The organism is Caenispirillum bisanense, assembly GCF_900230255.1.
Lineage (GTDB): Bacteria > Pseudomonadota > Alphaproteobacteria > Rhodospirillales > Rhodospirillaceae > Caenispirillum > Caenispirillum bisanense_A.
This window is the reverse complement of the sequence record NZ_OCNJ01000016.1, coordinates 48613-71666: the sequence shown is the minus strand read 5'-3', so window position 1 is coordinate 71666 and position 23054 is coordinate 48613. Positions and strand designations below refer to the sequence as shown.

Sequence of the window (23054 nt, the reverse complement as noted above, 5' to 3'; positions counted from 1 at the left end):
CGGCCGCCCCGGGGTGCGCGAGGTCCTGTTCAATGTCGCCCGCGCGGGGATCCGCTTCAATCCGGTGCTGAAGATCTTCGACGAGCGCCAGATCACGGAGAACCGCCGGCCCGGACGGGTCGCCCTGACGGCGGTGATGCGCAAGACCCTGGTCATCCTCAACGCCATGGCCCGCGACGACCAGCCGTGGAGGTACGCCGCGCCCTCGTGAGGCCGTTCCGTCGAAGGCCGACGCTCGGCGCTCCGCGCCGACGTCATGGCCGGCCCCCGAACCGGGCGCGCGGACGCGTCAAGGCCGAAGCCGCCCGCAGGGCGGGCGCGCCCGCCGCGCGCCTTGACGCGGAGCACGCCCGGTTCACTCCGGCGCCGGCCACCAAGCGACTGCCCTTGACGCTGAACACGGAAGATGCCCGGCTCAAGGCCGGGCATGACAATGGGGAGAGGGCGGAGGCCGGGCGCGGAGGCGTGAGCGGGGCGAGGGCAAGGACGGTGCGTCAGGCGTCCAGCACCTCGCCGCCAACCCCTGGCGCAACCTTCGAAAATTGTCATGGCCGGACTTGATCCGGCCATCCACGGCGTCACCGGCGGGAGGCATGGGCGGCGTCCTCCGCGGCACCTGTCCGTGGAGCCGTGGATACCCGGCTCAAGGCCGGGCATGACAATGGGGAGAGGGCGGAGGCCGGGCGCAAAGGCGTGCGCGGGGCCGAGGGCAGGGACGGTGCGTCAGGCGTCCAGCACCTCGCCGCCAACCGCTTGTCCTCCCTTCGAAAATTGTCATGGCCGGACTTGATCCGGCCATCCACGGCGTCACCGGCGCGAGGCGTGGGCGCCGGCCTTCACGGCACCCGTCCGTGGAGCCGTGGATGCCCGGCTCAAGGCCGGGCATGCCAAATTGTGAGGGTGGCGGTCGGACGACGCGCGGGAGAGGGCGGAGGCCGGGCGTGGCGCGGCAGAAGCGGCACCCACGCTCTTACGAACCGCGCCGTCAGCGCGGGTAGACGCGGACCACGACGCGGCGGTTCACTTCCTGGTTGGCCGGCAGCGGGTCGCCGTAGGCGTCGCGATTGGGCACCTTGGGGCGCGTGTCGGCGTAGCCGATGGCCTCCATGCGCTCCGGCGCGATGCCGGTGTCGGCGAAGAACCGGACCACGCGCGTCGCGCGGGCCGCCGAAAGCTCCCAGTTGGACGCGAAGATCTGCGTCGAGATGCCGGTGTCGTCGGTGTGGCCCTGGACCTCCACCTGGAAGCCGCGGTACCGCTCGGCGCCGATGGTGGCGGCAATGCGGGTCAGCGGCTCGATGGCTTCCTCGCGGATCTCGGCCGAGCCCGGCTCGTAGAAGGCCGACGAGGCGAACTCGATGGTCAGGCCCTGGTCGTCGGTGCCGACCGCCACCACGTCCTCGAGCTTCATGGCCTGCACGGCGTCCTGGACGTCGATCTTCAGCAACTGGATGGGGCGCACCTCGTCGCGGTTGCCGATGCCCTTGGCGACGCCCGCCTTCACCTGCTCGAACAGCACCACGTCCACCTTGGAGATGGACACCAGCATGATGAAGAAGGTGAGAAGCAGGGTGACCATGTCCGCGAAGGTGGTCATCCAGTCTTCGTCGGCTTCCTGCTTCTTGCGCTGAAACCGGCTGCCCAGGTTGTTGATCATCGGGCTACCCCTTGCGCATGCGGTCGATGCTGAAGTGGATGGAGGGGTCGAGGTAGGCGTTCATCTTGTCCTGGATGTACCGCGGGCTCTTGCGCTCGGCGAGCAGGGCGAGGCCCTCGGCGATCAGGTAGTTGCGGAAGCGCAGGATTTCCTCGCGCTGCTGCACCTTGGTGGCGGCCGGCAGCAGCACCAGCCGCGCGAACAGGATGCCGTAGAGGGTGGTGATGAGCGCCACCGCCATGCCCGGGCCGATCTTGGACGGATCCTCGCCCATGTTGTCGAGCATGATGATGAGGCCGACCAGCGTGCCGATCATGCCAAAGGCGGGCGCCGTGCTGGACATGGCGCGCAGAATGTCGGACTGCACCGTGTTGCGCTGGAAGGTGGTTTCCACGGTCGTCGCCAGGATCTCGCGGATTTCCTGGCCGGTGTAGCCGGAGATGACGAGGTCGATGCCGAAGCCGAGGAAGCGGTCCTGGTGGCGGATCTTGCCGGCGTCGCTCTCCAGACCGGGCAGGCCGCTTTTCTGGATGATGTAACCCCAGCGGATAACCCGGCCGACCTCGTTGGTGAGGATGGAGCGGGTCACCTTGTTGATGAACAGAACCGACTGCAGGCTCTTCAGCGACAGCAGGACGTAGCGGAATTCATAGGCGGTGAAGGTCGCGGCGAAAGTACCGCCGATGACCATGACGAAGCTGGGCAGGTTGAGAAAGACCCAGAAGTTCTCCGTCGACAGGATGATGGAGCCGACGAACAGGCCGAAGCCGAGAAGAACACCGATGATCGTAGCGAACGACATTCTGACTTCTGCCCCTCATGAACGCGCCTTCTGGCTCCGTCCGTCCCCCCGACGCGCCTTCCGTCTTATGGAGTAAGCACTATAGGCGAAGGTGCCTCCAAAAGACACTATTTCTGATTGGGCAGTCCGCGCGGCAGATCAGCGTTCCCGGAAGGCCTCGTGCTTCAGCTTCAAGACCGGCTTGATAAGGTAGTCCAATACCGATCGCGTGCCGGTGTGGATGTCCACGGTCGCCTGCATGCCCGGCGTGATGGCGTACTCGCCCTCGACCGCGCCCAGGTAGTCCTTGGACGTCTCGACCAGGACGCGGAAGTAGGGGGTCTCCTGATCGGGCGTGGTCGAATCGGGGGCGACGTGGGTCACCACGCCGTCGAGGCCGCCGTAGCGGGCGTAGTCGTAGGTGCTGACCTTCACGGTGGCCGGCTGGCCTTCGCGCACGTAGCCGCGGTCGGCGGGGTTGAGGCGGGCCTCGATGATGAGGGTGTCGCCCGTCGGCACGATGTCCATGATGGGCTCGCCGGCCTTCACCACGCCGCCGATGGTGCTGTAGCGCATGTTCTTGACGACGCCGTCGATGGGGCTCTTGACCTCGGTGCGCAGCTCCTGGTCGGTGGCGTCGTTGAGCAGTTCGCGGGTGCGGGCGATGTTCAGCTCGGCCTCGGAGATGCCCTCCTGGGCGGCGCGGCGGAAGCGCAGCATCTCTTCCTCCACCCGTTTCTCGGCCTCGGCGAGGGCGGAGCGGGCGCGCGGCACGCTCTGGGCGATGACCGCCACCTGGCCTTCCAGGTCCTGCACTTCCGCCTGCAGGGCGAGGTGTTCCAGCTTGGGCGTCAGGTTGTCCTTCAGCAGCTGTGCCGACAGGCCCAGGCGCTGGCGCGCGAGCCGCAGGGACGAGGCGAGCGACGTCTGCTTGGCCTCGAACTCGCGGATCTCCTGGCGGCGCTGCTCCACCTGTTCCTTCAGCACCGACACCTGCTTTTCCAGCTCGTTGCGGCGGGCGAGGAAGGCGGCGCGCTCGCCGGCGGCGATGTCGGGGCGGCGGGCGGCGGCGTCGGCCGGCAGCTCCAGCTCCTTGCCCGAGGCCTCGGCGACGAAGCGGGCGCGGGCCAGCAGGAAGGCGTCGAGGCGGACCTCGATCTCCTGCTTGTTGATGGCGGTCACGGCGAGGTCGAGTTGCACCAGTGGCGCGCCGGCGGTCACCACGTCGCCCTCGCGGGCATAGATCTCGGTGATGATGCCGCCTTCCAGGTGCTGGACGACCTTCACCTTGCTCTGCGGCACCACCTCGCCGGCGGCGACGGAGACCTCGTCGAGCTGGGCGACGGCGGACCAGCCGATGGCGCCCGCCAGCAAGGTCGCGATCACGGCGGCGGCGGTGCGCCAGCCGGGGGCGCGGCGGCTCGCCAGCAGGGTGCCGAGCGGGTCGGCGGCGGCGCCTTGTGGCCGGGCGGGCAGGGCAGGGGCGGGAGCGGCGGTGTCGGTCATTGCAGCAGCGTCCGGGCAGGCACCGGGGTGGGCTTGGCGGCGGGCTGGGCCTGCCCGGCCGGCTTCTGGCCGTTGAGCCAGGCCAGCACCTGGGCGGCGGGGCCGCCGGCGGCGATGCGGCCGCGCTCGATCACCACGATGGAGCGGGCGACGGCGAGCAGGGCGGGGGAGTGGGTGACCAGCACCACGTTGCGGTCCTGCGCCAGCCGCGCGAGGCTCTTGGCGAGGTCTTCCTCGGCCTGGCGGTCGAGGTTGCTCGACGGTTCGTCCATGACGATCACCGGCGGGTCGCCGACCAGGGCGCGAGCGATGGCGATGCGCTGGCGGATGCCGCCGGAGACCACGGCGCCGCCTTCGCCGACGTCGGTGGCGTAGCCGTCGGCCATGTCCATGATGGCGAGGTGCACGCCGGCCGCCTTGGCCGCCGCCGTGATCTCGTCGTCGCCGGCCTGCGGAGCGCCGAGCGCGATGTTGTCGCGGATGGTGCCGGCGAACAGCACGCAGTCCTGCGGCACAACGCCGATCCAGCGCGCCAGCTCGTCGCGCGAGAACTGCGCCACGTCGGCGCCGTCGAGCAGCACGCGGCCGCTTTCGGGCGCGTAGAGCCCGGCCAGCAGCTTGGCGAGGGTGGTCTTGCCGCTGCCGTTGCGGCCGACGAGGCAGGTGATGCCGCCCGGCGGCACCTCCAGCGACACCTCGCTCACCACCGGGTTGGCGGCGGCGCCGTAGCGGAAGCTCACCTTCTCCAGCGACAGGCGGCCGGCGGGGCGTTCGTGGGTGATGGTCGCCGCCATGCGCTCGAGCGGCAGGGCGAACAGGCCGTCGAGGCGCCGCAGCGACTGGCGGAAGCCGCTCACCGTGCGCCACGCGCCGACCATCTGGTTCATGGGGCCCATCATGCGGCCCGACAGCATGTTGGCGGCGATGAGCGCGCCGATGGTCATCTGCTGTTCCATGATGGCGAGCGCGCCGACCGTGGTCATGGCGACCGTGGTGGCGATGGTCATGGCGTGGCCGAGGTTCACCCAGCCGTCGCTGCGCATGCCGCGGTCCACCGACTGGGCGATGGCGGCGGCCTGGGCGTCCTCCCACCGCGGGCGCAGGTGATCGTGCATGCCGACCGCCTTCATGGTGGTGCGGCCGAGGATGGTTTCCGCCATCAGGCGGTCGCGCTCGCCGGCCTGCTTCTTCTCGCGGCCGGCGGCGCCGGTGACGCTGGCGGCGGACCGCCAGGCGATGAGCAGGAAGACCACGAAGGCCGCCACGATCACCCAGGCGACCGGCGCGGCGATGACGAACACCAGCCCGACGAACAGGAACACGAAGGGCAGGTCCACCAGCAGCACCACGGTGGCGCCCGACAGGGTGTTGCGCACCGTCTCCAGGTCGCGGAACACGCCCTGCCAATAGGACGCGGGGCGCGTTTCCAGCGTGCGCAGCGGCAGGCCGACCAGGGTGTCGAACAGGCGGCGGCCGACCTTCACGTCGATCTCCAGCGCCACCCGCTGCAGCACGCGCGAGCGCGTCTGCCGCAGCACGTAGTCGAAGGCGACCACCAGCACCATGCCGAGCACCAGGCCCTGCAGTGTCGACAGGCCGTTGTGGTAGACGACGCGGTCGTAGACCTGCAGGGTGAAGACGGGTGCCGCCACCGCGAGCACGTTGGCGAAGAAGGAAATGGTCAACACTTCCAGAAACAGCGGCCGCAACGGTGCCAGCACCGGGCGCAGCCACGACGAAGAGCCGGCGTCTTTCATGTGGAAGGTGACTCACCGCTAGGCGGTAGGCGGTTTTTCGACCGCTGTACCGCACGACTTACCCCATCCGAGAGACAACACCCGCTCGCGGCCCGGTGGCAAGAGCTTTTTCCTCTCCGCGCCCCGGTTCGAGTTGCGCTATGCTCCGCCGCTGAGGGAATGGGGTATCGAGGGGATCACCATCGCCATGGCGACTACGGGTATGGGCCGGGTGCTGCGCGTCGTGCGCCGCGCCTTCGGCAAGGGCCGCGGGTGGGCGCTGCTGCTGCTCGCCGCGCTCTTCGTGCTGCGCGTCGAGGACCCGGAGCCCTTGCAGCTCCTGCGGGTCAAGACCTTCGACGTCTACCAGAAGATCAAGCCGCGCGAGGTGAAGCAGCGCCCGGTCACCATCGTCGACCTGGACGAGCGCTCGCTGCGCGAGGTGGGGCAGTGGCCGTGGCCGCGCACCACGGTGGCCGACCTGCTGCAGCGCCTGACCGCCATGGGCGCGATCGTCATCGGCTTCGACATTGTCTTCGCCGAGCCCGACCGCATGTCGCCTGGCATCATGCAGGCGTCCATGCCCGGGCTCGACCCCGCCACCCGGCAGCAGATGCTCGCCATGCCCTCCAACGACGAGGTCTTCGCGCAGGCCATCGCCCAGAGCCGCGTCGTCATGGGCCATTCGGTGCGCGCCGACGCCGTGCCCGTGCCCGACGATGCGCCGCGCCCCTCCGTTGCGCTCATCGGCAGCGACGTGAAGGACAAGCTGGAACAGCACGCCGGCATCCTGCGCAACCTGTCCATCCTCGACAACGCCGCCGCCGGCCGCGGCATCTTCAACACCACCGGCGAGGTCGACGGCCTGGTGCGCCGCGTGCCCATGGTGGTGACGGTGGAGGGCAAGGACCTCTACCCCAGTCTTTCCATCGAAATGCTGCGCGTCGCCACCGGCAACCAGAGCATCGCCGTGAAGGCGCGCGGCACCGAGGGGGTCGAGGGTGTCGTCATCCGCCCGAACGTGGTGCAGACCGACAACCGCGGCCGCGTCTGGGTCTACTTCTCCCACTACGACACCGAAAAGTACGTCCCGGCCGTGGACGTGCTGACGGGCGCCGTCGACCCGGCCAAGATCGCCGGCAAGCTGATCCTCGTCGGTACCTCAGCCGTGGGCCTGCTCGACATCAAGTCCTCGCCCCTCGACGCCTTCCTGCCGGGGGTGGAGGTGCACGCCAACATCATCGAGAACATCCTGGGCGGCGAGCAGATCTGGCGGCCGCGCGACGCCGACTACCTGGAGGCCACGGCGGCGCTCGCCATCGGCATCGCCGTCATCGTGCTGGTGCCCATGGTGCGGGCGCGGTGGAGCGCCATGGTGGGCGCCGCCGGCGTCGCCGCCATGTTCGGCTATTCCTGGTATTCCTTCGACACGTCGCTGACGCTCTACGACCCGGTCTATCCGGCGCTGGTGGCGACGCTGCTCTACATGTACCTCACCTACGTCGGCTACACGGCGGAAGAGGCGCAGAAGCGGCAGGTGCGCCAGGCCTTCGGCCAGTACCTGTCGCCGGCCCTGGTGGAGCGTCTCGCGTCCGACCCGACGCAGCTGAAGCTCGGCGGCGAGATGCGCGACATGACGCTGATGTTCTGCGACGTGCGCGGCTTCACCACCATTTCCGAACTGTTCGACGCGCAGGGCCTGACGCGGCTCATCAACCGCTTCCTGACGCCCATGACCGACATCATCATGGAACGCCGCGGCACCATCGACAAATACATGGGCGACTGCATCATGGCGTTCTGGAACGCGCCTCTGGACGACGCCAACCATGCGCGCCATGCATGCGACTCGGCACTCGCCATGATCGCGTCCCTGCGCGGCCTCAACGAGTCGCTGGAGCGCGAGGCCAAAGAGGAGGGCCGCCGCCACGTGCCGCTCAACATCGGCATCGGACTGAACTCGGGCATCGTCTGCGTCGGCAACATGGGCTCGGAGCAGCGTTTCGACTATTCGGTGCTCGGCGACAACGTGAACCTTGCCTCGCGCCTGGAAGGCCAGTCCAAGACCTATGGCGTGACCGTGGTGCTGGGCGAGCACACGGCGTCGCAGGCGCCGGATTACGCGCTGCTGGAGCTGGACCTCATCAAGGTGAAGGGCAAGACCGAGGCGGTGCGCATCTTCTCGCTGCTCGGCGATCCGGCCCTGGCGGCGACCGAGGGCTTCCAGGCCCTGCGCGCCAAGCACGACCGCATGCTCGCCGCCTACCGCGGCCAGCGGTGGGACGAGGCGCGGGCGCTGATGGCGGAACTGCGGGCCGACGCCCAGGCCATCGGCCTGCACCTGGACGGCCTCTACGACCTCTACGACGAGCGCATGGAGGCCTACGAGGCCAACCCACCGGGCGCGGAGTGGGACGGCGTGTTCGTGGCGACCTCCAAGTAAGGCCGCCGCCCAGCGGCAAAAGGAAAGGCCCCGCCGGAGCGCTCCGGCGGGGCCTTTTCGTATGTGTGCCCGAGGGGCGGCTTACTGCTTCGCCAGCACCGGCGCGGCCTCGTTACCGGCCGTGGTGCCGTAGGCCTCGATGACCTCCAGCGACAGCTTGCCCATGGCGGCGAGCACCTGATAGCTGGCGATCTGCGCGTCGAACAGGGCGGAGACGTAGTTGATGCGCGCCGTGAAGGTCTCGTTCTCGGCGTCCAGCACGTTCAGGGCGGTGTCCTTGCCGGCCTCGCGCAGGCGCTGACGGGCGGAATAGACTTCCTCGGCGATGTTCACCGCGTTCTGCAGCAGCGCGACGCGCTGGCGGGCGGTGTCGAGCGCTTCCCAGGCGACGCGGGTCTGTTCGGTCACGCGGCGGCGGGTGTGCGACTGGCTCTCCTGCGCCGCGGCGTGCTCGAAGGCCGTGCGGGCGACGGCGGCGCGGGTGGCGAAGCCGTTGAAGATGTTCCAGTTGGCGCGCAGCAGCGCGGTGACGTCGCGGCGCACGCCCTCGACGCCGTCGACGTCGTTCTCGTAATTGCCCGACAGTTCGAAGTCGAAGCGGGGGTAATAGCCGGCCTCGGCGACGTTGCGGCGCTCGTTGGCGATGGCGATCTGCTTGGCGCCGGACTCGACGGCCGGGTTGTCGCGCTGGGCGATCTCGATCGCTTCGTCCAGGCTCTGCGGCAGGGCGTCGAGCGGCGGGCGCGGGCGCGCCATGGAGCCGACGTCGGCGGCATTGCCGAAGATCTGCATGTAGCGCGCCTGGGCTTCCTTGAGGGCGCCTTCGACGGCGACCCGGCGCTCCTTGGCGACCTGCAGGCGCGACTTGGCCTGCAGCACGTCCACCGCGATGCCGGAGCCGCGCTCGACGCGCTCGTTCTCCAGGCTCAGCTGGGTCATGATGTTGGCTTCGTTCTGGCGCGACAGCTCCAGCAGGCGCACCTGGCGCAGCACGTTCATGTAGGTCGCGATGCCTTCCAGCATGACCTGCTGGCGGGTGGCTTCCAGCGACGTGCCGGCGGCGTCGCGCTGCAGCTTGGCGGTCTCGTAGGTGGCTTCGCGCGCGCCGCCGTCCCACAGCTTCTGGGTCAGGGTGAGGGTGGCGGATTCGCGGCTGCCCTCGAAGGCGTCGGTCGGCTGGCCGCCCGGCTGGCCCTGGCCGGTGCGGCGGGCGCGCAGGTCGTTGTAGCCGTAACCGTAGTCGGCGCGCAGGTCGAGGTTCGGCAGATAATCGCCGAAGGCTTCGTCGACCCCCTCCGTCGCCGCCAGCACGTTCTTGTGGCCGGCCTGGACCTGCGGGTTCGTATCAACCAGGAGGCGCAGCTCCTCCACCAGCGAGGCAGCACCGGCAGGCGCACTCGCGAAGCAGATCGCCATGCCGAAGTAGACGGCAAAAGAGGTACGCTGCACCGGTAGTCCCCCCAGAAACGAAAGTGGCACGCGCTGAGCCTTCTATATCCTAATGGCGACAATGCGTAAAGCAGATGGTGGTGGGAAGCCCCGTTCGAACGCATGGGGCGACGGCGGTCGCCGCGACGGGACGCAGGGGCGGCGCCGGCTGCCGTGCTTCGCAGTTGTGTCATACGTGGTAAGGTGATACTGCCTTCGGATGGAAAGCTCCTGCGACTGTGGGAGGAGGCCGGCGGGGGCGATCCGGTCCATGAGACTGAGGTTAGGGTGGGAAGGTGATGGCGTTTTCGCTGTCTGCGGCGGTGGTCGGGGCCGTGCTGGGGTCGCTGGTGCTGGCGTCGGCACTGGCCTATCTCGCGCGCCTGCCGGGTGCGGCACGCGGCCTGCGCGCCTGGGCGGCCTCGTTCGTCGCCAACGCCCTGCACCTCATGGTCATCGCCAACGACCCGCTGACCGCCGAGCCCTGGGCGCTGTTCCTGTCGGAAGTGCTGCAGGCGCTGACGGCGGTGTTGCTGCTGGCGGGCACCTGGCGCTTCCTCGGCAATGCCGGGCGGCCGGTGGTGTTCGTCGGGCTGTTCGGCCTGTCCTTCGCCTGGGCGCTGGCCGCCGCGCTGCTCGAGATGTCGTTCCTGTGGGCGACGCTGCCGCACTACGCCTTCATGGCCGTGGTCATGGTGCTGACCGCCTGGGCCTTCTGGCGCCGCCGCGCCGAGCAGGTGGACAACTACACCTACATCGCCGGCCTGTTCCTGCTGTGGGCGGTGCATACCCTGGGTTATCCCTTCCTCGGCCGTGACGAGATCCTGGCGTCCTTCGGGTTCCTCACCGCCCAGGGCATCACCATGGCGGTCGCCGTCGGCTTCATCGTGCTGGTGCAGCGCCGCCAGGCGCGCGAACTGGCCGCCGCCCGCGAGGCCGCCATCGAGGCCGAGCGCCTGGCGGAGGGGCAGGCGGAACACGTGCGTGCCGTGCTCGACACCGTCGCCGACGGCATCGTCGGCGTCGACGGCGGCGGCACGGTGACCGACTTCAGCGCCGCCGCCGAGCGCATCTTCGGCATTCCCGCCGCCGCCGCCATCGGCGCCCCGGCCGAGCGCCTGCTGCCCGGCGAGCGCCCCGGCGGCGGCCGCGGCGGCCTCATCGCCGAGATCGCGGCCCGCCTGCGCCGCGGCGCCGGGCCCGACGGCGAGGCATCGGTGCAGGTGGCCGCACGCCGGGGCGACGGCAGCCTCATCACCGTCGACCTGCGCGTCGCCACCATGTTCGACGCCAGCGGCACCCATTACGTGGCGGTGGTGCGCGACATTTCCGAAGCGCTCATGAGCGACCAGCTGGACGACCTGCTGCTGGAACTCGACCAGCGCGCCTTCCGCGGCGCCTCGCTGGACGACGTGGCGCAGCATGCCTCCGAACGGCTGGCCGAGGCCGGCTCGCTGCAGCTGGTGTGGATCGGCACCAAGGAACTGAACGGCACCGTCCGCCTGCGTGGCGCCGCCGGCAGCAAGGCGCCTGAAGTCTCCTTCGACGCCGCCGCCATCCGCTGGGACCAGCCGATGACGGAAATCTGTCCGGCCGCCCAGGCGGTGCGATCAGGCGTCGCGCAGCAGCTCGTCATCGCCGAGCTGAAGGGCGAGCCCGGCCCCTGCGTGCGCGCCGCCATGAAGATCGGCCTGGAGGCCATTCATGCCGTGCCGCTGCACGCGCAGGGCGAGGTGGTGGGCGTGGTGGTGCTGGCCGGTACGGCGCAGCACCTCGCCCGCCCCGACACCGCCCGCATCGAGCGTGCCGGCGCCCGCCTCGGCTCCGCCTTCCAGATCGTGCGCGACCAGGAACGCCTGCGCCTGCAGGGCACCGCCATGGCGGCGGCGGCCAACGCCATCTTCATCACCGACGTCGACGGCCGCATCCTCTGGGTGAACGAGGCCTTCACGCGCCTGTCGGGCTACGAGCCGCAGGACGTCATCGGCCAGACGCCCGCGGTGCTCAAGTCGGGCATCCAGAGCAAGGACGCCTACCGCACCCTGTGGGAGACGGTGACCCAGGGGCGCGTGTGGCGCGGCGAGATGGTGGAGCGCCGCAAGGACGCCACCCTCTACACCGTCGACCAGACCATCGCCCCCATCACCGACGAGAAGGGCGCCGTCACCCACTTCGTCGCGGTGCACGAGGACGTCACCGAGCGCAAGCGGGCGGAGGAGCGCATCCGCTACCTCGCCAACTACGACACGCTGACGCGCCTGCCCAACCGCGTGCTGTTCCGCGACCGCCTGCACCAGGCCGTCGGCCATGCCCGGCGCGTGCACAAGGCGCTGGCGGTGATGTTCGTCGACCTCGACCGCTTCAGCCGCATCAACGACACCCTCGGCCATGCCGCCGGCGACAAGCTGCTCGGCCTCATGGCGGAGCGCATCCAGGCCGTCGCCGAGGACGCCGACACGGTGGCCCGCATCGGCGGCGACGAGTTCGCCATCATCCAGGCCGACCTGCAGAACGCCGAGGCCGCCGCCGTGCTCGCCAAGAAGGTGGTGGACGCCGTCGGCGCGACGGTGGAGATGGACGGCCACGCCATCCACCTGGGCGCCAACGTCGGCATCGCCATCTACCCGCAGGACGGCGACGACCCCGACCACCTCATCAAGAACGCCGACATGGCCATGTACCGGGCCATCCGCTCGGAAACGGCGTCCTACTACTTCTTCAGTTCCGAGATGAATGCCGAGGCCCAGGTGCGTCTCGGCATCGAGGGCGACCTGCGCCGCGCCGTCGAGCGCAAGGAACTGCAGCTCTACTACCAGCCGCAGATCAGCGTCGCCACCGGGGCCATCATCGGCGTCGAGGCGTTGCTTCGCTGGCTGCACCCCGAGCAGGGCATGATCTCGCCGGCCCGCTTCATCCCCATCGCCGAGGACTCGGGCCTCATCCTGCCCATCGGCGACTGGGTGCTGAGCGAGGCGCTGCGCCAGTCGCGGGCGTGGCAGGACGCCGGCCTGCCGACCATCACCATGGCGGTGAACATCTCCGCCGTGCAGTTCCGCCAGGAAGGGCTGGTGGCGCGGGTGACCGAGCTTCTGTCGGCCCACGCCGTCGACCCGACGACGGTGGAGCTGGAGCTGACGGAAAGCATGCTCATGCAGGACGCCCGCGTCGCCATCGAGCTGCTGACGGACCTGTCGGACCTGGGCATCCAGCTCGCCATCGACGACTTCGGCACCGGCTATTCGTCGCTCAGCTACCTCAAGCAGTTCCCGGTGGACAAGCTGAAGGTGGATCAGAGCTTCGTGCGCCACCTGACCACCGACAAGAACGACGCCGTCATCGCCCGCGCCACCATCAACCTGGGCCACAGCCTGGGCCTGGAGGTGGTCGCCGAGGGCGTCGAGGACGTCGAGACCTTCGCCTACCTGAAGGCCGAGGGCTGCGACGTGGCGCAGGGCTACTACTTCGGCAAGCCCATGCCGGCCGACCAGGTGGGGGCGCTGCTCGCCGCCCAGCGGGAGTCCGCCGGCGCGCCGGTGCTGCCGGTCGCGGCGCACGGTTGACCGTTTCCGAACCGCCGCCGTAAGGTTGCGGCGGCATCGGAGGGGGAATCCATGGCCGCCATCGCGTTTCCGTCGGGCCGCCGGTTGGCGGCGCTCTGCCTCGTGCTGTCCGTCGGCGGCTGTTCCGGCGCGTGGCCGGAGGAGACGAGAAACGGCTGCCGCACCTTCACCCTGAAAGCCGGCGCCGACCTCGTGCGCGGGCCGGAGGATCTGGTGTGGGACCCGGTGTCGCGCCACCTCTTCGTCTCCGCCGATCCGCGCGGGCGCGACGGCCGACCCGGCGTCTATTCCGTCGCCATCGACACCTTGCGCACCGCCACCGGCACCGATCTGCCGCTGACGCCGGCCGCCGACGTGCGGCAGCCCCACGGCATCGGCCTGGACGTGGCGCGCCGCGAGCTGGCGGTGGTCGACCATCGCGGCGCGGACGGGCAGGGCGGCGCCACGATCCACCGCTTCACCGTCGGCGCCGACGGCAGCCTGACGGAAGCGGGCGCCTACGGCCGGGTCCGCAACGCCAACGACGTGGTGCCCGACGGGTCGGGCGGCGTCTACGTCACCCAGGACCACGCCGCCGAGACCGGGCTCGGCACCGCCTGGGAACTGGTGACGGGGGCGAAGCGCGCCGCCATCCACCGCCTGCCGGCGCCCGATGCGGGCGGCGAGGCGACGGTGGCGCGCGACGGGCTCTATTTCGCCAACGGCATCACCCGCGACGGCGACCGGCTCTACGTGTCCGAGATGCGGGCGGAGCGTATCCTGGTGTTCGACGGCGCGCTTTCCGGCACCCTGAGCCCGGCCGGCGAGATCCCCCTGCCGGGCCAGCCCGACAACCTGAACCTGGACGAGGAGGGCGGCCGCCTGCTCGCCGCCGTGCTGCCGGAGCCTTTCGTCCTGTTCCTGGCGCTGAAACACCTGCACGGCGACGGCCGCGTCGCCAGCGCCGCCGTCGGCATTGCGCCGCCGAGCGGGCAGCCCGCCACCGTCTTCGGCGATCCCGCCGGCGAGACCGTCAGCGCCGCCACGGCGGTGGAGGCGGCCGACGGCCTGCTGGTGCTCGGCTCGGTGGTGGCGCCGACGCTCGCCGTCTGCCCGCTGCCGCCGGTCAGCCGGTGAAGGGGGCCGCCACTGGCGTGTTCTGCAGGTCGAGCGTCACTTCCACGATGTCGATGTCGATGGTGGCGGTGCGCTTGAAGCCCAGGTGCTCGACGAAGGCGAGCATGCGGTGGTTTTCCTTCAGCACCTGCCCGACCATGTAGCGGGTGCCGCGGCCGCGGCAGTACTCGATCATCTTTTCCATCATGCGCACGCCGAGGCCGGAGCCCTTCAGGTTGGAGCGCACGACGATGGAGAATTCCGCCGTCTCGTTGTCGGGGTCGGTGACGGTGCGCACCACGCCCAGCGTCTCGTCGTCGCCCGTCTCGGTGGTGGCGACGCCGACGAAGGCCATCTCGCGGTCGTAGTCGATCTGCGTCAGCCGCGCCATCTGGCTGTGCGGCAGTTCCTGCACCAGGCCGAAGAAGCGGAAGCGGATGTCCTCGGGCGTCAGGGCGGCGACGAAGGCGTGGTGGTTGGGCTCGTCCTCGGGCCGGATGGGGCGCAGCAGCACGGGGCGGCCGTTGCGCATGGTGAACACCTCCTCCAGGTCCTTGGGGTAGGGCCGGATGGCGAGGCGGTCGGGGCCGGACTGGGTGGTGCGCTCCACCCGCATGCGGGCGTCGATGGCGAGCACGCCGGTGGCGTCGGCGAACAGCGGGTTGATGTCCAGCTCGACGATTTCCGGGATGTCCGTCGCCAGCTGCGCCACCTGGATGAGCGTGCGGCTGATGCTTTCCAGGTCCGCCGGCGGGCGGCCGCGGTAGCCTTCCAGCAGGCGCGAGACGCGGGTGCGGCCGATCAGCTCCTTCGCCAGCGTGGTGTTGAGCGGCGGCAGGCCGACGGCGCGGTCGCCGATCACTTCCACCGCGATGCCGCCCTGGCCGAACAGCACGACGGGGCCGAACACCGGATCGGTGGACATGCCGACGATCAGCTCGTGCGCGCCCGGCCGGCGCGCCATGGTCTGCACCGAGAAGCCGTCGATGCGCGCTTCCGGGAAGGTGCGGCGCAAGCGTTCCGCCATGGCGGCGGCGGCCTGACGCGCCTCGTCCGGCGTGGCGAGGTCGAGCACCACGCCGCCGACGTCGGACTTGTGGGCGATGTCGGGCGAGATGATCTTGATGGCGACGGCATGCCCCAGGCGCTCGGCCTGGCGGAACACCTCGTCGGGGGTCTTGGCGATGTGGGTCTCGACCGTCGGGATGCCGTAGGCCGCCAGCACCGCCTTGGCCTCCGGCTCCGACAGCAGGGTGTCGCCGCGCTTCAGCACGTCCTCGATGATCATGCGCGCGGTCACCGTCGCCGGCATGAAGTCGGTGGCGACGGAGGCCGGCGTCTCCATCAGGAGTTCCTGGTTGCGCTTGTATTCCACCGTGTGCATGAAGGCGCGCACCGCCTTGTCGGGTGTGTCGAGCGTCGGCACGGCGGCTTCGGCGAACAGGCGGCGGGCCTCGCGCACCTTCTCGTCGCCGACCCAGCAGGTGGTGATGTGGGCGGTGCGCTTTTCCTTGGCGAAGGCGATCACCGCTTCGGCCACGGCCGTGGCGTCCACCATGGCGACCGGCACGTGCATCACCAGCACGGCGTCCACTTCCTTGGCGGCGTGCAGGATTTTCAGCGCTTCCAGATAGCGGTCGGGCGGCGCGTCGCCGATGAGGTCGATGGGGTTGGTGCGCGACCAGATGCCCGGCAGCACGGCATCCAGCTTGGCGATGGTGTCCTCGGTCAGGGTGGCGAGGCGCCCGTCCAGGCCGATGAGGTCGTCGGTCGCCATGATGCCGACGCCGCCGCCGTTGGTGACGATGGCGAGCCGGTCACCCTTCAGCTTGCGCGAGCGGCCGAGGGTCTCGACGGCGGCGAACAGTTCCTCGAAGTCGTACACCCGCAGCATGCCGGCGCGGCGGAACACGGCGTCGTAGACGTGGTCGGAGCCGGCGAGCGCGCCGGTGTGGCTGGCGACGGCGTGGCTCACCGCTTCGTGGCGGCCGGCCTTGATGGCGAGCACCGGCTTGTTGCGGGCGGCGGCGCGGGCGGCCGACAGGAAGCTGCGCTTGTCCTTCACCGACTGGATGTAGAGCAGGATGGCCGCCGTCTGCGGATCGCTGCCGAGGAAATCCAGGATGTCGCCGAAGTCGGTGTTCACCGCCTCGCCGATGGACAGAAAGTGCGAGAAGCCGATGCCGCGCGTGTGCGCCCAGTCGAGCACCGAGGCGCACAGCGCGCCCGACTGCGACACGAAGGCGAGCCGCCCCTTGCGCGCCGGCAGGTGCAGCGAGCTGGCGTTGAGCCCGGCGCCGGGCACCATCAGGCCCATGCTGTTGGGGCCGAGGATGCGCATGCCGTACTTGCGCGCGATCTCGTCCACCGCCGTCATCAGGGTGCGGCCGTCGGCGTTTTCCGCCTTGGACAGTCCGGCAGAGCCGATGACCACGGCGCGGGTGCCGCGCTTGCCCAGGTCGTCGACCACCGCCGGCACCTCGGCGGCGGGAATGACCACCACGGCCAGTTCCGGCGTCAGCGGCAGGCTGGCGACGTCGGGGTAGGCGAGCACGCCCTGCACCGCCTGGGCGGAGCGCGTGACCGGCATGATCGGCCCGGCGAAGCCGCCGGCCAGCAGGTTGCGCATGACGATGTTGCCGACGGTGTCGGGCGTGTTGGACGCCCCGATCACGGCGACGGACTGCGGCTTGAACAGGCTGGGCAGGTTGCGGACGCTCATGATCCCCCTCGTCATCATGCGCATGGCTCTCGGGGGTCAGCCTAGTCTCTTCACGCTGCAGTGCAACAGGAAAGGGCTCCCCCTGGCCGTTCGGAAGGGGAGGGGCGCCGTCACTCCGGCACGAACAGGTGCCCGCCCACCAGCGCCCGCAGGGTGCGCACGAAGACGGTGGCGATGATGGCCGTCGCCGCCGCCAGCAACGCCCAGGCCACGGCCGCCAGCACCGGCGATCCCGTGCGCGCGGCGTAATCGATGGTCGCCGCCGCCAGGGCCGCCGAGGGGAAGGTGAAGGCCCACCACGACACCGCGAAGGGCACCTTCAGGAAGGTCGGCGCCATGGCGAGCAGCAGCAGCGCCTTGAACAGGGCGATGTAGACCAGCACCCGCGCGAAACCGTCCAGCGCCGCCGCCTCGCCGCCCGCCAGGCCCATGTACGACAGATACCCGACCGACGGCGGCGCCAGCAGGATGAACAGCGTCGGCAGCAGCTTCACCGGCAGCGGCGCGTGGAAGATGATGCGGTAGATCATCACCGTCAGCAGCACCAGCCAGAACACGAGGCCGACCGAGAAGAAGAACCACGACACCTCGACCTGCCCCAGCTGCATGCCGGTCAGCGGCACGATGATGTTGCCGACGATGGGGATGAACCACGCCGGGTTGGAATGCACCAGCTCCACGTCGCGCAGGATCCACCGCTTCAGCAGGGTCACGGTCAGCGTCAGGTGGATCGCCGCGCCGAGCCCCCACAGCGCCACCGCCAGGCCGTGGGCATGGGGCAGGGCGGCGATGGACAGCAGCAGCATGCCGATGGAGACGGCGGGGAAGAAGTTGGCCCGTACCGGGTGGCCGAACTCGTGCGCCACCGCCTTGGGGAAGCGCAGCGCCTTGGCGGCGTAGAGGGCGGCGATGGCGACGAACAGCACCCCGGCGAGCGCCAGGATGCCCTCGCCGACGGCGGCGGGCGCATGCAGCACATGGGCCGCCTTGCGCCACGCGATGCCGAGGCCGGTGACGCCCATCACCACGGCGAACAGCGGCACCGGCACATGCATGAGCCACGGCCCGGCGGTCGCCGTGGCGGCGGGAATGGCCCCCGCCGGCGGCGCCCCGGCGGCGGCATCGGCGGGTGCGGCGGCCGGTGTGGGCACGGGCGGCGGGGACTGCGACATGGGACGGCTCCATGGACGGGAACGGCGACAAGGGGGACGCCTCCGACAGTTACATAAGTGATACCTAATGTAATTGACGGACGTCAATGGAGAAGCAGTTTCCCGGCCGCCTCAGGCGGAGGCGTCGACGAGGACGCCGCGGGGCTCCTGGCTTTCGTCGAAGCGGGGTTCGTAGCGGTAGGTCCAGGTCGATCCGCTGCGGTTGTCGGTGATGCTGTAGCGGGACTCGCGCCCGCCGCCGCCGGTGAAGGTCATGGACACCCCGTCATTCTCGGCGGGACCGTCCTTGAACTCCCGCGTCACCTCGAAGGCGGCGACGCGCCGGTAACCCTCGGCGGTGGTTTCGATTTCGGCGGGCTTGCCGAGGGCCCTTTCGAGATGGCCGAGCATCGTCTCCAGAAGCAGAGAGGCGACGCTCTCTCTGTGCTCTTTTCTGTCGATACTCTCGGGGTCGGCCTTGTCCACAGCGTTCTTCAAGGACGTCGTCGATGGCCCAGCCCGACCGTCCAATATGGCTAGTGCGGCGTCAGCCAAGCCTGTCATCACGCCGAGGCTTTCCCCCGTGCGCATGGCCCGGTCTGTAGCCGACGCAGACCCGTCGTCCCGCATGCGCGCCGCCGTCGTGTGCGGCGCCGGCTGGGGCTCCCCCGCCTTGACCTGCTTGGCGGCGGTATCCATGGGGTCGATGCCGGGCGCTTTGGCCGTGCCGACGAGGCCCGGCCTCTGCTGGGCACCGCCGAACAACTGCTTCACGGCAGCCAGGGTGAGGCCGTTGGCGGGGGCGATGGGGGTCATGGCGGCGGCTCCTGTGCGCGCGGCGGTCGTCGGATCCCGCCTCAGGCGGAGGCGTCGACGAGGACGCCGCGGGGCTCCTGGCTTTCGTCGAAGCGGGGTTCGTAGCGGTAGGTCCAGGTCGATCCGCTGCGGTTGTCGGTGATGCTGTAGCGGGACTCGCGCCCGCCGCCGCCGGTGAAGGTCATGGACACCCCGTCGGTCTCGGCGGGACCGTCCTTGAGCTCTCGCGTCACCTCGAAGGCGGCGACGCGCCGGTAACCCTCGGCGGTGGTTTCGATTTCGGCGGGCTTGCCGAGGGCCCTTTCGAGATGGCCGAGCATCGTCTCCAGAAGCAGAGAGGCGACGCTCTCTCTGTGCTCTTTTCTGTCGATACTCTCGGGGTCGGCCTTGTCCACAGCGTTCTTCAAGGACGTCGTCGATGGCCCAGCCCGACCGTCCAATATGGCTAGTGCGGCGTCAGCCAAGCCTGTCATCACGCCGAGGCTTTCCCCCGTGCGCATGGCCCGGTCTGTAGCCGACGCAGACCCGTCGTCCCGCATGCGCGCCGCCGTCGTGTGCGGCGCCGGCTGGGGCTCCGCCGCCTTGACCCGCTTGGCGGCGGTATCCATGGGGTCGGGGCCGGGCGCCTTGGCAGTGCCGACGAGGCCCGGTGTCCGCTGGGCGCCGCCGAACAACTGCTTCACGGCAGCCAGGGTAAGGCCGCCGGGGGAGGCTATGGGGATCATGGCGTGCGCTCCTGCCGACCGGACGGTGGTCGCCGGTGCCGTCGCGAGGGCCGGTGCCGCGTGGCGGCGGGGCTCCCGTGACTCTCCGGTTGTATTGTCTTTCGGATGAGTCATGCCACGGTTCCATGCCCACGGGCAATATGACTTGTGGCAATACCCGTGGATCGGCCCGATTGCGCCATGACCGCACGCGCTGCAGGCAGGCACGAAAAACCCCGCCGGGCGGAGGTGCGCGGCGGGGCGGCGGGGGCAGGCGGCGGAGGGGCGGCCTCAGTTGGGCCGGGTCAGGGGCAGGTAGAGGCCGTCGTCGGTCTCGCCCAGCCACTCCTCGATGTCGGGATTGTCGATGGGGTCGTCGCTGTCGTCGGCCTGCAGGTTGCGCTCGGGCACGTAGGTCGACATTTCCGACTGGTCGACCAGCACGTGATACCACGGGCTGTCCTTGGGCGGGCGGCGTTCGGTCTGGGTGTCGTACCAGGCGTCGTCCATGCGGCACGAGGCATCGACGTCCACCACGACGCCGCGGTAACGGTAGGACTTGTGGCGGACGGTCTGACCGATGGAGAACCGGGCTCGCCGCTGGGTGGATCGCGTGGACACGCTGGCGCTCCCTGGAGCAAAGAGGCTGGGAAGGTGGCTCCGGCGGTAGGATTCGAACCTACAACCCTGCGATTAACAGTCGCATGCTCTACCGTTGAGCTACGCCGGACCAGTACCAGCTCTGTATATATGGAGGCCCGGACCGGAATCGAACCGATGTACGGGGATTTGCAGTCCCCTGCATGACCACTCTGCCACCGGGCCCTCGATCCGTTCGCGCACCGCGCGGCGGGATCGTCGTTTCCCCCTCGGGGGAGGCGCGTTTTATAGGGACCTTCGAAACGCCGGTCAACACCCTTTCTCGGCGTGCGGCCGGGGCATGCGCCGGCGGCGTGGTCGCGGGGCGTTGTCTTTCGCGCCCGCGAGGGCTATAAGTCCGCGGAAACCTGCACGAAGGGGCAGGGTAACGGGATCATCGTGACGACGGACCGCCGGGCGCACCGCCGCCGGCCTCCGGCACCGCAGAGGGGTCTTCCATGGACTTTAACGTCGCTCGCCGCAACATGGTCGAGGGCCAGATCCGCACCAACCGCGTGACCGACCCGCTGGTGCTCAACGCGCTGAAGGCGCTGCCGCGCGAGATGTTCGTGCCGAAGGCCATGCAGAGCATCTGCTACATGGACGAGGGCGTGCCGCTGGGCGGCGGCCGCGCGCTGATGGAGCCGCTGGCGCTCGCCCGCCTGCTGCAGGAAGCCGCCGTGCAGAACACCGACGCCGTGCTGGTGATCGGCGCCGGTACCGGCTACGCCGCCGCCGCGCTGGCCCACATGGCCTCGGCCGTGGTGGCGCTGGAAAGCGACCAGGGCCTCGCCGACACCGCCTCGCGCCTCATGGCCGACCTCGGCATCGACAACGTCGCCGTGGTGACCGGGCCGCTCGACCAGGGCTACCCGCAGCAGGCGCCCTACGACGTCATCTTCTTCGACGGCGGCGTGTCGGAGATTCCCGCCGCCATCTGCGACCAGCTGGCCGAGGGCGGCCGCCTGGTCGCCGTGACGGAAGCCGACCGCATCCAGCTCGGCCGCGCCGTCCTGGTGACCCGCAACGAAGGCGCCGTCGGCCGCCGCGCCGTGTTCGAGGCCAACGTGCCGGTGCTGCCGGGCTTCGAGCCGGACGTGAAGTTCACGTTCTAAATCTTCATGCGTCCGGGGGTTGCGGCGGGCCGCGCCGCCACCTCATATGGGCGCGGCCCGTGCGGGGCGTCGAGTACATTAGAGTTCTCTTATTTTCCCCCGTTTGATTTGCGGTTGCGGTCGGGTATGCTGCGGGTTCCGGACCCGGCGCCTGCCGCGCCGCCCATTTGAAGGTGATCGGGATGCAGAAGACGGTTTCGCTCGCTGTCGCGGTTCTCCTGTTCGGCGCCGCCGCCGTGCCGGCGGCCCACGCCGAATCGTTGGAGGAGGCGCTGGCGGCGGCCTACCTCAACAACCCGACCCTGCGGGCGCAGCGTGCCGCCGTGCGGGCCGTGGACGAATCGGTGCCGCAGGCGCTGTCCGGCTGGCGCCCGACGGTGACGCTGAACGGCAGCGCCGGCCTCGCCGACACCACCAGCCGCGTGGCCAGCGTCAGCCGCGACCAGGACCTGACGACGCGCAGCTACGACCTGACCGTCACGCAGCCGCTGTTCCGCGGCTTTCGCACCGAAGCGGCCGTAGACCGGGCGCAGAACTCGGTGCGCGCCGCCCAGGCCGGGCTGCAGGCCACCGAGCAGGACGTGCTGCTGGCCGCCGCCGTCGCCTACCTCGACGTCATCGAGGCGCAGGCGGTGGTGGAGCTGACCACCAACAACGTGCAGGTGCTGGAGCGCCAGCTGGAAGCCACGCGCGACCGCTTCCGCGTCGGCGAGGTCACGCGCACGGACGTCGCCCAGGCCGAAGCCCGCGTCGCCGGCGCCGTCGCCGACCGCATCGCAGCGGAAAGCGACCTGCAGGCCCGTCGCGCCACCTACGAGCGCGTCGTCGGCGCCGTCCCCGGCGAGGTGCAGAACCCCGCCGAAGTGAGCAACCTGCCCGACAGCCTGGAAGAATCCGTGCGCCTCGCCATCACCTCGGCGCCGGGCGTGGTGTCGCAGCAGTACACCGCCGACGCCGCCGTCGACGGTATCCGCGAAGTGCGCGGCGAACTGCTGCCGAGCGTGAACCTGCGCGCTTCCTACGGCGAGGACTGGGAACGCACCCAGGAAGACAGCTCCACCGAAACGGCGAGCGTGGTGGTGCAGGCGACCGTGCCGCTCTATCAGGCGGGTGCCGTGTACTCCCGCCTGCGCGAGCAGAAGCACCGCGCCGGCCAGAGCCGCATCCAGGTGGACGAAGCCCGCTTCGAGGCCCGCGAGGCCGCCGTGCAGGCGTGGGAGAACCTCGCCGCCGCCCGCGCCTCCATCGAGTCGCTGTCGGCCCAGGTGGAAGCCGCCAACATCGCCCTGGAAGGCGTGCAGCGCGAGGCGCAGGTGGGTGCCCGCACCGTGCTCGACGTGCTGGACCAGGAACAGGAACTGCTGAACGCCCGCGTTTCGCTGGTGCGCGCCCAGCGCAACAGCTACGTCGCCGGCTACCAGCTGCTGGCCGCCGTCGGCCGCATGACGGTCGGCTCTCTCGGCCTGCCGGTGGAGACCTACGACCCCGACGCTCACTACCTGGATGTGCGGAACCAGTGGTTCGGCTCCAGCCAGTGGGCCGACGACGACGCCGAACTGGCGCGCACCGGCACCGACAAGGGCGGGGTCGTCGGCGTGAAGCTCGGCGAGTGACGTCGCGCCCCCTGCGGGGGCAGGGGGTTTTTCCCGTGGTGTGGTGCGGTGTTATCCGCTACTCTTCGGCGCGGGATTAGTTTTGGCT

At 70.0% G+C, this 23054-nt stretch carries 15 protein-coding genes, 2 tRNA genes and 1 pseudogene; 6 read left to right on the top strand and 12 right to left on the bottom strand.

From position 1 onward, the window contains the following. Window positions 1-211: pseudogene (locus tag CRP50_RS25705) on the top strand (IS110 family transposase); the annotation flags it as partial. A gap of 774 nt (window positions 212-985) precedes the next feature. On the opposite strand, the gene CRP50_RS22985 reads toward CRP50_RS25705, so the two are convergent. The 4 genes from CRP50_RS22985 to CRP50_RS22970 form a co-directional block, all read right to left on the bottom strand. Further along, window positions 986-1657, bottom strand: a complete 672-nt coding sequence (locus tag CRP50_RS22985; RefSeq protein ID WP_097281545.1) for a flagellar motor protein MotB — start codon at window positions 1655-1657, stop codon at window positions 986-988. Between the two features lie 4 nt (window positions 1658-1661). Then, complete coding sequence (locus tag CRP50_RS22980; RefSeq protein ID WP_097281544.1) at window positions 1662-2459, bottom strand: motility protein A; 798 nt, start codon at window positions 2457-2459, stop codon at window positions 1662-1664. 138 nt (window positions 2460-2597) lie between these two features. Beyond that, a complete protein-coding gene (locus tag CRP50_RS22975; RefSeq protein ID WP_097281543.1) occupies window positions 2598-3944 on the bottom strand; it encodes an HlyD family type I secretion periplasmic adaptor subunit in 1347 nt (448 codons plus the stop codon). Next, complete coding sequence (locus CRP50_RS22970; protein ID WP_097281542.1) at window positions 3941-5701, bottom strand: peptidase domain-containing ABC transporter; 1761 nt, start codon at window positions 5699-5701, stop codon at window positions 3941-3943. The genes CRP50_RS22975 and CRP50_RS22970 overlap by 4 nt, the downstream gene beginning before the upstream one ends. Window positions 5702-5888: 187 nt before the next feature. On the opposite strand from CRP50_RS22970, the gene CRP50_RS22965 reads away from it, so the two are divergent. Continuing rightward, a complete protein-coding gene (locus CRP50_RS22965) occupies window positions 5889-8123 on the top strand; it encodes a CHASE2 domain-containing protein (RefSeq protein ID WP_097281541.1) in 2235 nt (744 codons plus the stop codon). 81 nt (window positions 8124-8204) lie between these two features. On the opposite strand, the gene CRP50_RS22960 is transcribed toward CRP50_RS22965, so the two are convergent. Further along, complete coding sequence (locus CRP50_RS22960; protein WP_097281540.1) at window positions 8205-9572, bottom strand: TolC family outer membrane protein; 1368 nt, start codon at window positions 9570-9572, stop codon at window positions 8205-8207. Between the two features lie 278 nt (window positions 9573-9850). Between CRP50_RS22960 and CRP50_RS22955 the strand changes: the two genes are divergently transcribed. After that, on the top strand, window positions 9851-13111 hold the full coding sequence (locus CRP50_RS22955; protein ID WP_097281539.1) for an EAL domain-containing protein: 3261 nt from the start codon (window positions 9851-9853) through the stop codon (window positions 13109-13111). 51 nt (window positions 13112-13162) lie between these two features. Then, window positions 13163-14227: an SMP-30/gluconolactonase/LRE family protein gene (locus tag CRP50_RS22950; RefSeq protein ID WP_097281538.1), complete on the top strand. Its 1065-nt coding sequence runs from the start codon at window positions 13163-13165 to the stop codon at window positions 14225-14227. Here CRP50_RS22950 and CRP50_RS22945 read toward each other — a convergent pair. The 7 genes from CRP50_RS22945 to CRP50_RS22915 form a co-directional block, all read right to left on the bottom strand. Then, complete coding sequence (locus CRP50_RS22945) at window positions 14217-16928, bottom strand: bifunctional acetate--CoA ligase family protein/GNAT family N-acetyltransferase (protein ID WP_097281537.1); 2712 nt, start codon at window positions 16926-16928, stop codon at window positions 14217-14219. The two genes, CRP50_RS22950 and CRP50_RS22945, sit on opposite strands and share 11 nt — an antisense overlap. Before the next feature lie 110 nt (window positions 16929-17038). Beyond that, complete coding sequence (locus CRP50_RS22940; protein WP_097281536.1) at window positions 17039-18100, bottom strand: SLAC1 anion channel family protein; 1062 nt, start codon at window positions 18098-18100, stop codon at window positions 17039-17041. Window positions 18101-18211: 111 nt separating this feature from the next. Beyond that, window positions 18212-18895 carry a hypothetical protein gene (locus tag CRP50_RS22935; protein ID WP_097281535.1) on the bottom strand — a complete coding sequence of 228 codons (684 nt, stop codon included), beginning with the start codon at window positions 18893-18895 and terminating at the stop codon, window positions 18212-18214. 41 nt (window positions 18896-18936) lie between these two features. Continuing rightward, on the bottom strand, window positions 18937-19620 hold the full coding sequence (locus tag CRP50_RS22930) for a hypothetical protein (protein ID WP_097281534.1): 684 nt from the start codon (window positions 19618-19620) through the stop codon (window positions 18937-18939). Window positions 19621-19890: 270 nt separating this feature from the next. Then, window positions 19891-20220: a heat shock protein HspQ gene (gene hspQ, locus CRP50_RS22925; RefSeq protein WP_097281533.1), complete on the bottom strand. Its 330-nt coding sequence runs from the start codon at window positions 20218-20220 to the stop codon at window positions 19891-19893. 34 nt (window positions 20221-20254) lie between these two features. Beyond that, window positions 20255-20329: transfer RNA gene (locus CRP50_RS22920), tRNA-Asn, on the bottom strand. Window positions 20330-20350: 21 nt separating this feature from the next. Beyond that, window positions 20351-20424, bottom strand: a tRNA-Cys gene (locus CRP50_RS22915). 272 nt (window positions 20425-20696) lie between these two features. On the opposite strand from CRP50_RS22915, the gene CRP50_RS22910 reads away from it, so the two are divergent. Together CRP50_RS22910 and CRP50_RS22905 are read left to right on the top strand one after the other, a co-directional pair. After that, entirely contained in the window at window positions 20697-21353 is a 657-nt protein-coding gene (locus tag CRP50_RS22910) for a protein-L-isoaspartate O-methyltransferase family protein (protein WP_097281532.1), read from the top strand. A 182-nt stretch (window positions 21354-21535) separates the two neighbouring features. Next, the gene (locus CRP50_RS22905; RefSeq protein WP_097281531.1) at window positions 21536-22966 is read left to right on the top strand and encodes a TolC family outer membrane protein; all 1431 of its coding nucleotides are present in this window, start codon (window positions 21536-21538) and stop codon (window positions 22964-22966) included. Window positions 22967-23054 lie beyond the last annotated feature (88 nt).

Coding starts and splice junctions, on each gene's coding strand:
- CRP50_RS22905 (WP_097281531.1), top strand. CDS start 21,536: ATGCAGAAGACGGTTTCGCTCGCTGTCGCGGTTCTCCTGTTCGGCGCC.
- CRP50_RS22970 (WP_097281542.1), bottom strand. CDS start 5,701: ATGAAAGACGCCGGCTCTTCGTCGTGGCTGCGCCCGGTGCTGGCACCG.
- CRP50_RS22940 (WP_097281536.1), bottom strand. CDS start 18,100: ATGTCGCAGTCCCCGCCGCCCGTGCCCACACCGGCCGCCGCACCCGCC.
- CRP50_RS22950 (WP_097281538.1), top strand. CDS start 13,163: ATGGCCGCCATCGCGTTTCCGTCGGGCCGCCGGTTGGCGGCGCTCTGC.
- CRP50_RS22985 (WP_097281545.1), bottom strand. CDS start 1,657: ATGATCAACAACCTGGGCAGCCGGTTTCAGCGCAAGAAGCAGGAAGCC.
- CRP50_RS22980 (WP_097281544.1), bottom strand. CDS start 2,459: ATGTCGTTCGCTACGATCATCGGTGTTCTTCTCGGCTTCGGCCTGTTC.
- CRP50_RS22955 (WP_097281539.1), top strand. CDS start 9,851: ATGGCGTTTTCGCTGTCTGCGGCGGTGGTCGGGGCCGTGCTGGGGTCG.
- CRP50_RS22935 (WP_097281535.1), bottom strand. CDS start 18,895: ATGACCCCCATCGCCCCCGCCAACGGCCTCACCCTGGCTGCCGTGAAG.
- CRP50_RS22945 (WP_097281537.1), bottom strand. CDS start 16,928: ATGAGCGTCCGCAACCTGCCCAGCCTGTTCAAGCCGCAGTCCGTCGCC.
- CRP50_RS22930 (WP_097281534.1), bottom strand. CDS start 19,620: ATGATCCCCATAGCCTCCCCCGGCGGCCTTACCCTGGCTGCCGTGAAG.
- CRP50_RS22910 (WP_097281532.1), top strand. CDS start 20,697: ATGGACTTTAACGTCGCTCGCCGCAACATGGTCGAGGGCCAGATCCGC.
- CRP50_RS22965 (WP_097281541.1), top strand. CDS start 5,889: ATGGCGACTACGGGTATGGGCCGGGTGCTGCGCGTCGTGCGCCGCGCC.
- CRP50_RS22975 (WP_097281543.1), bottom strand. CDS start 3,944: ATGACCGACACCGCCGCTCCCGCCCCTGCCCTGCCCGCCCGGCCACAA.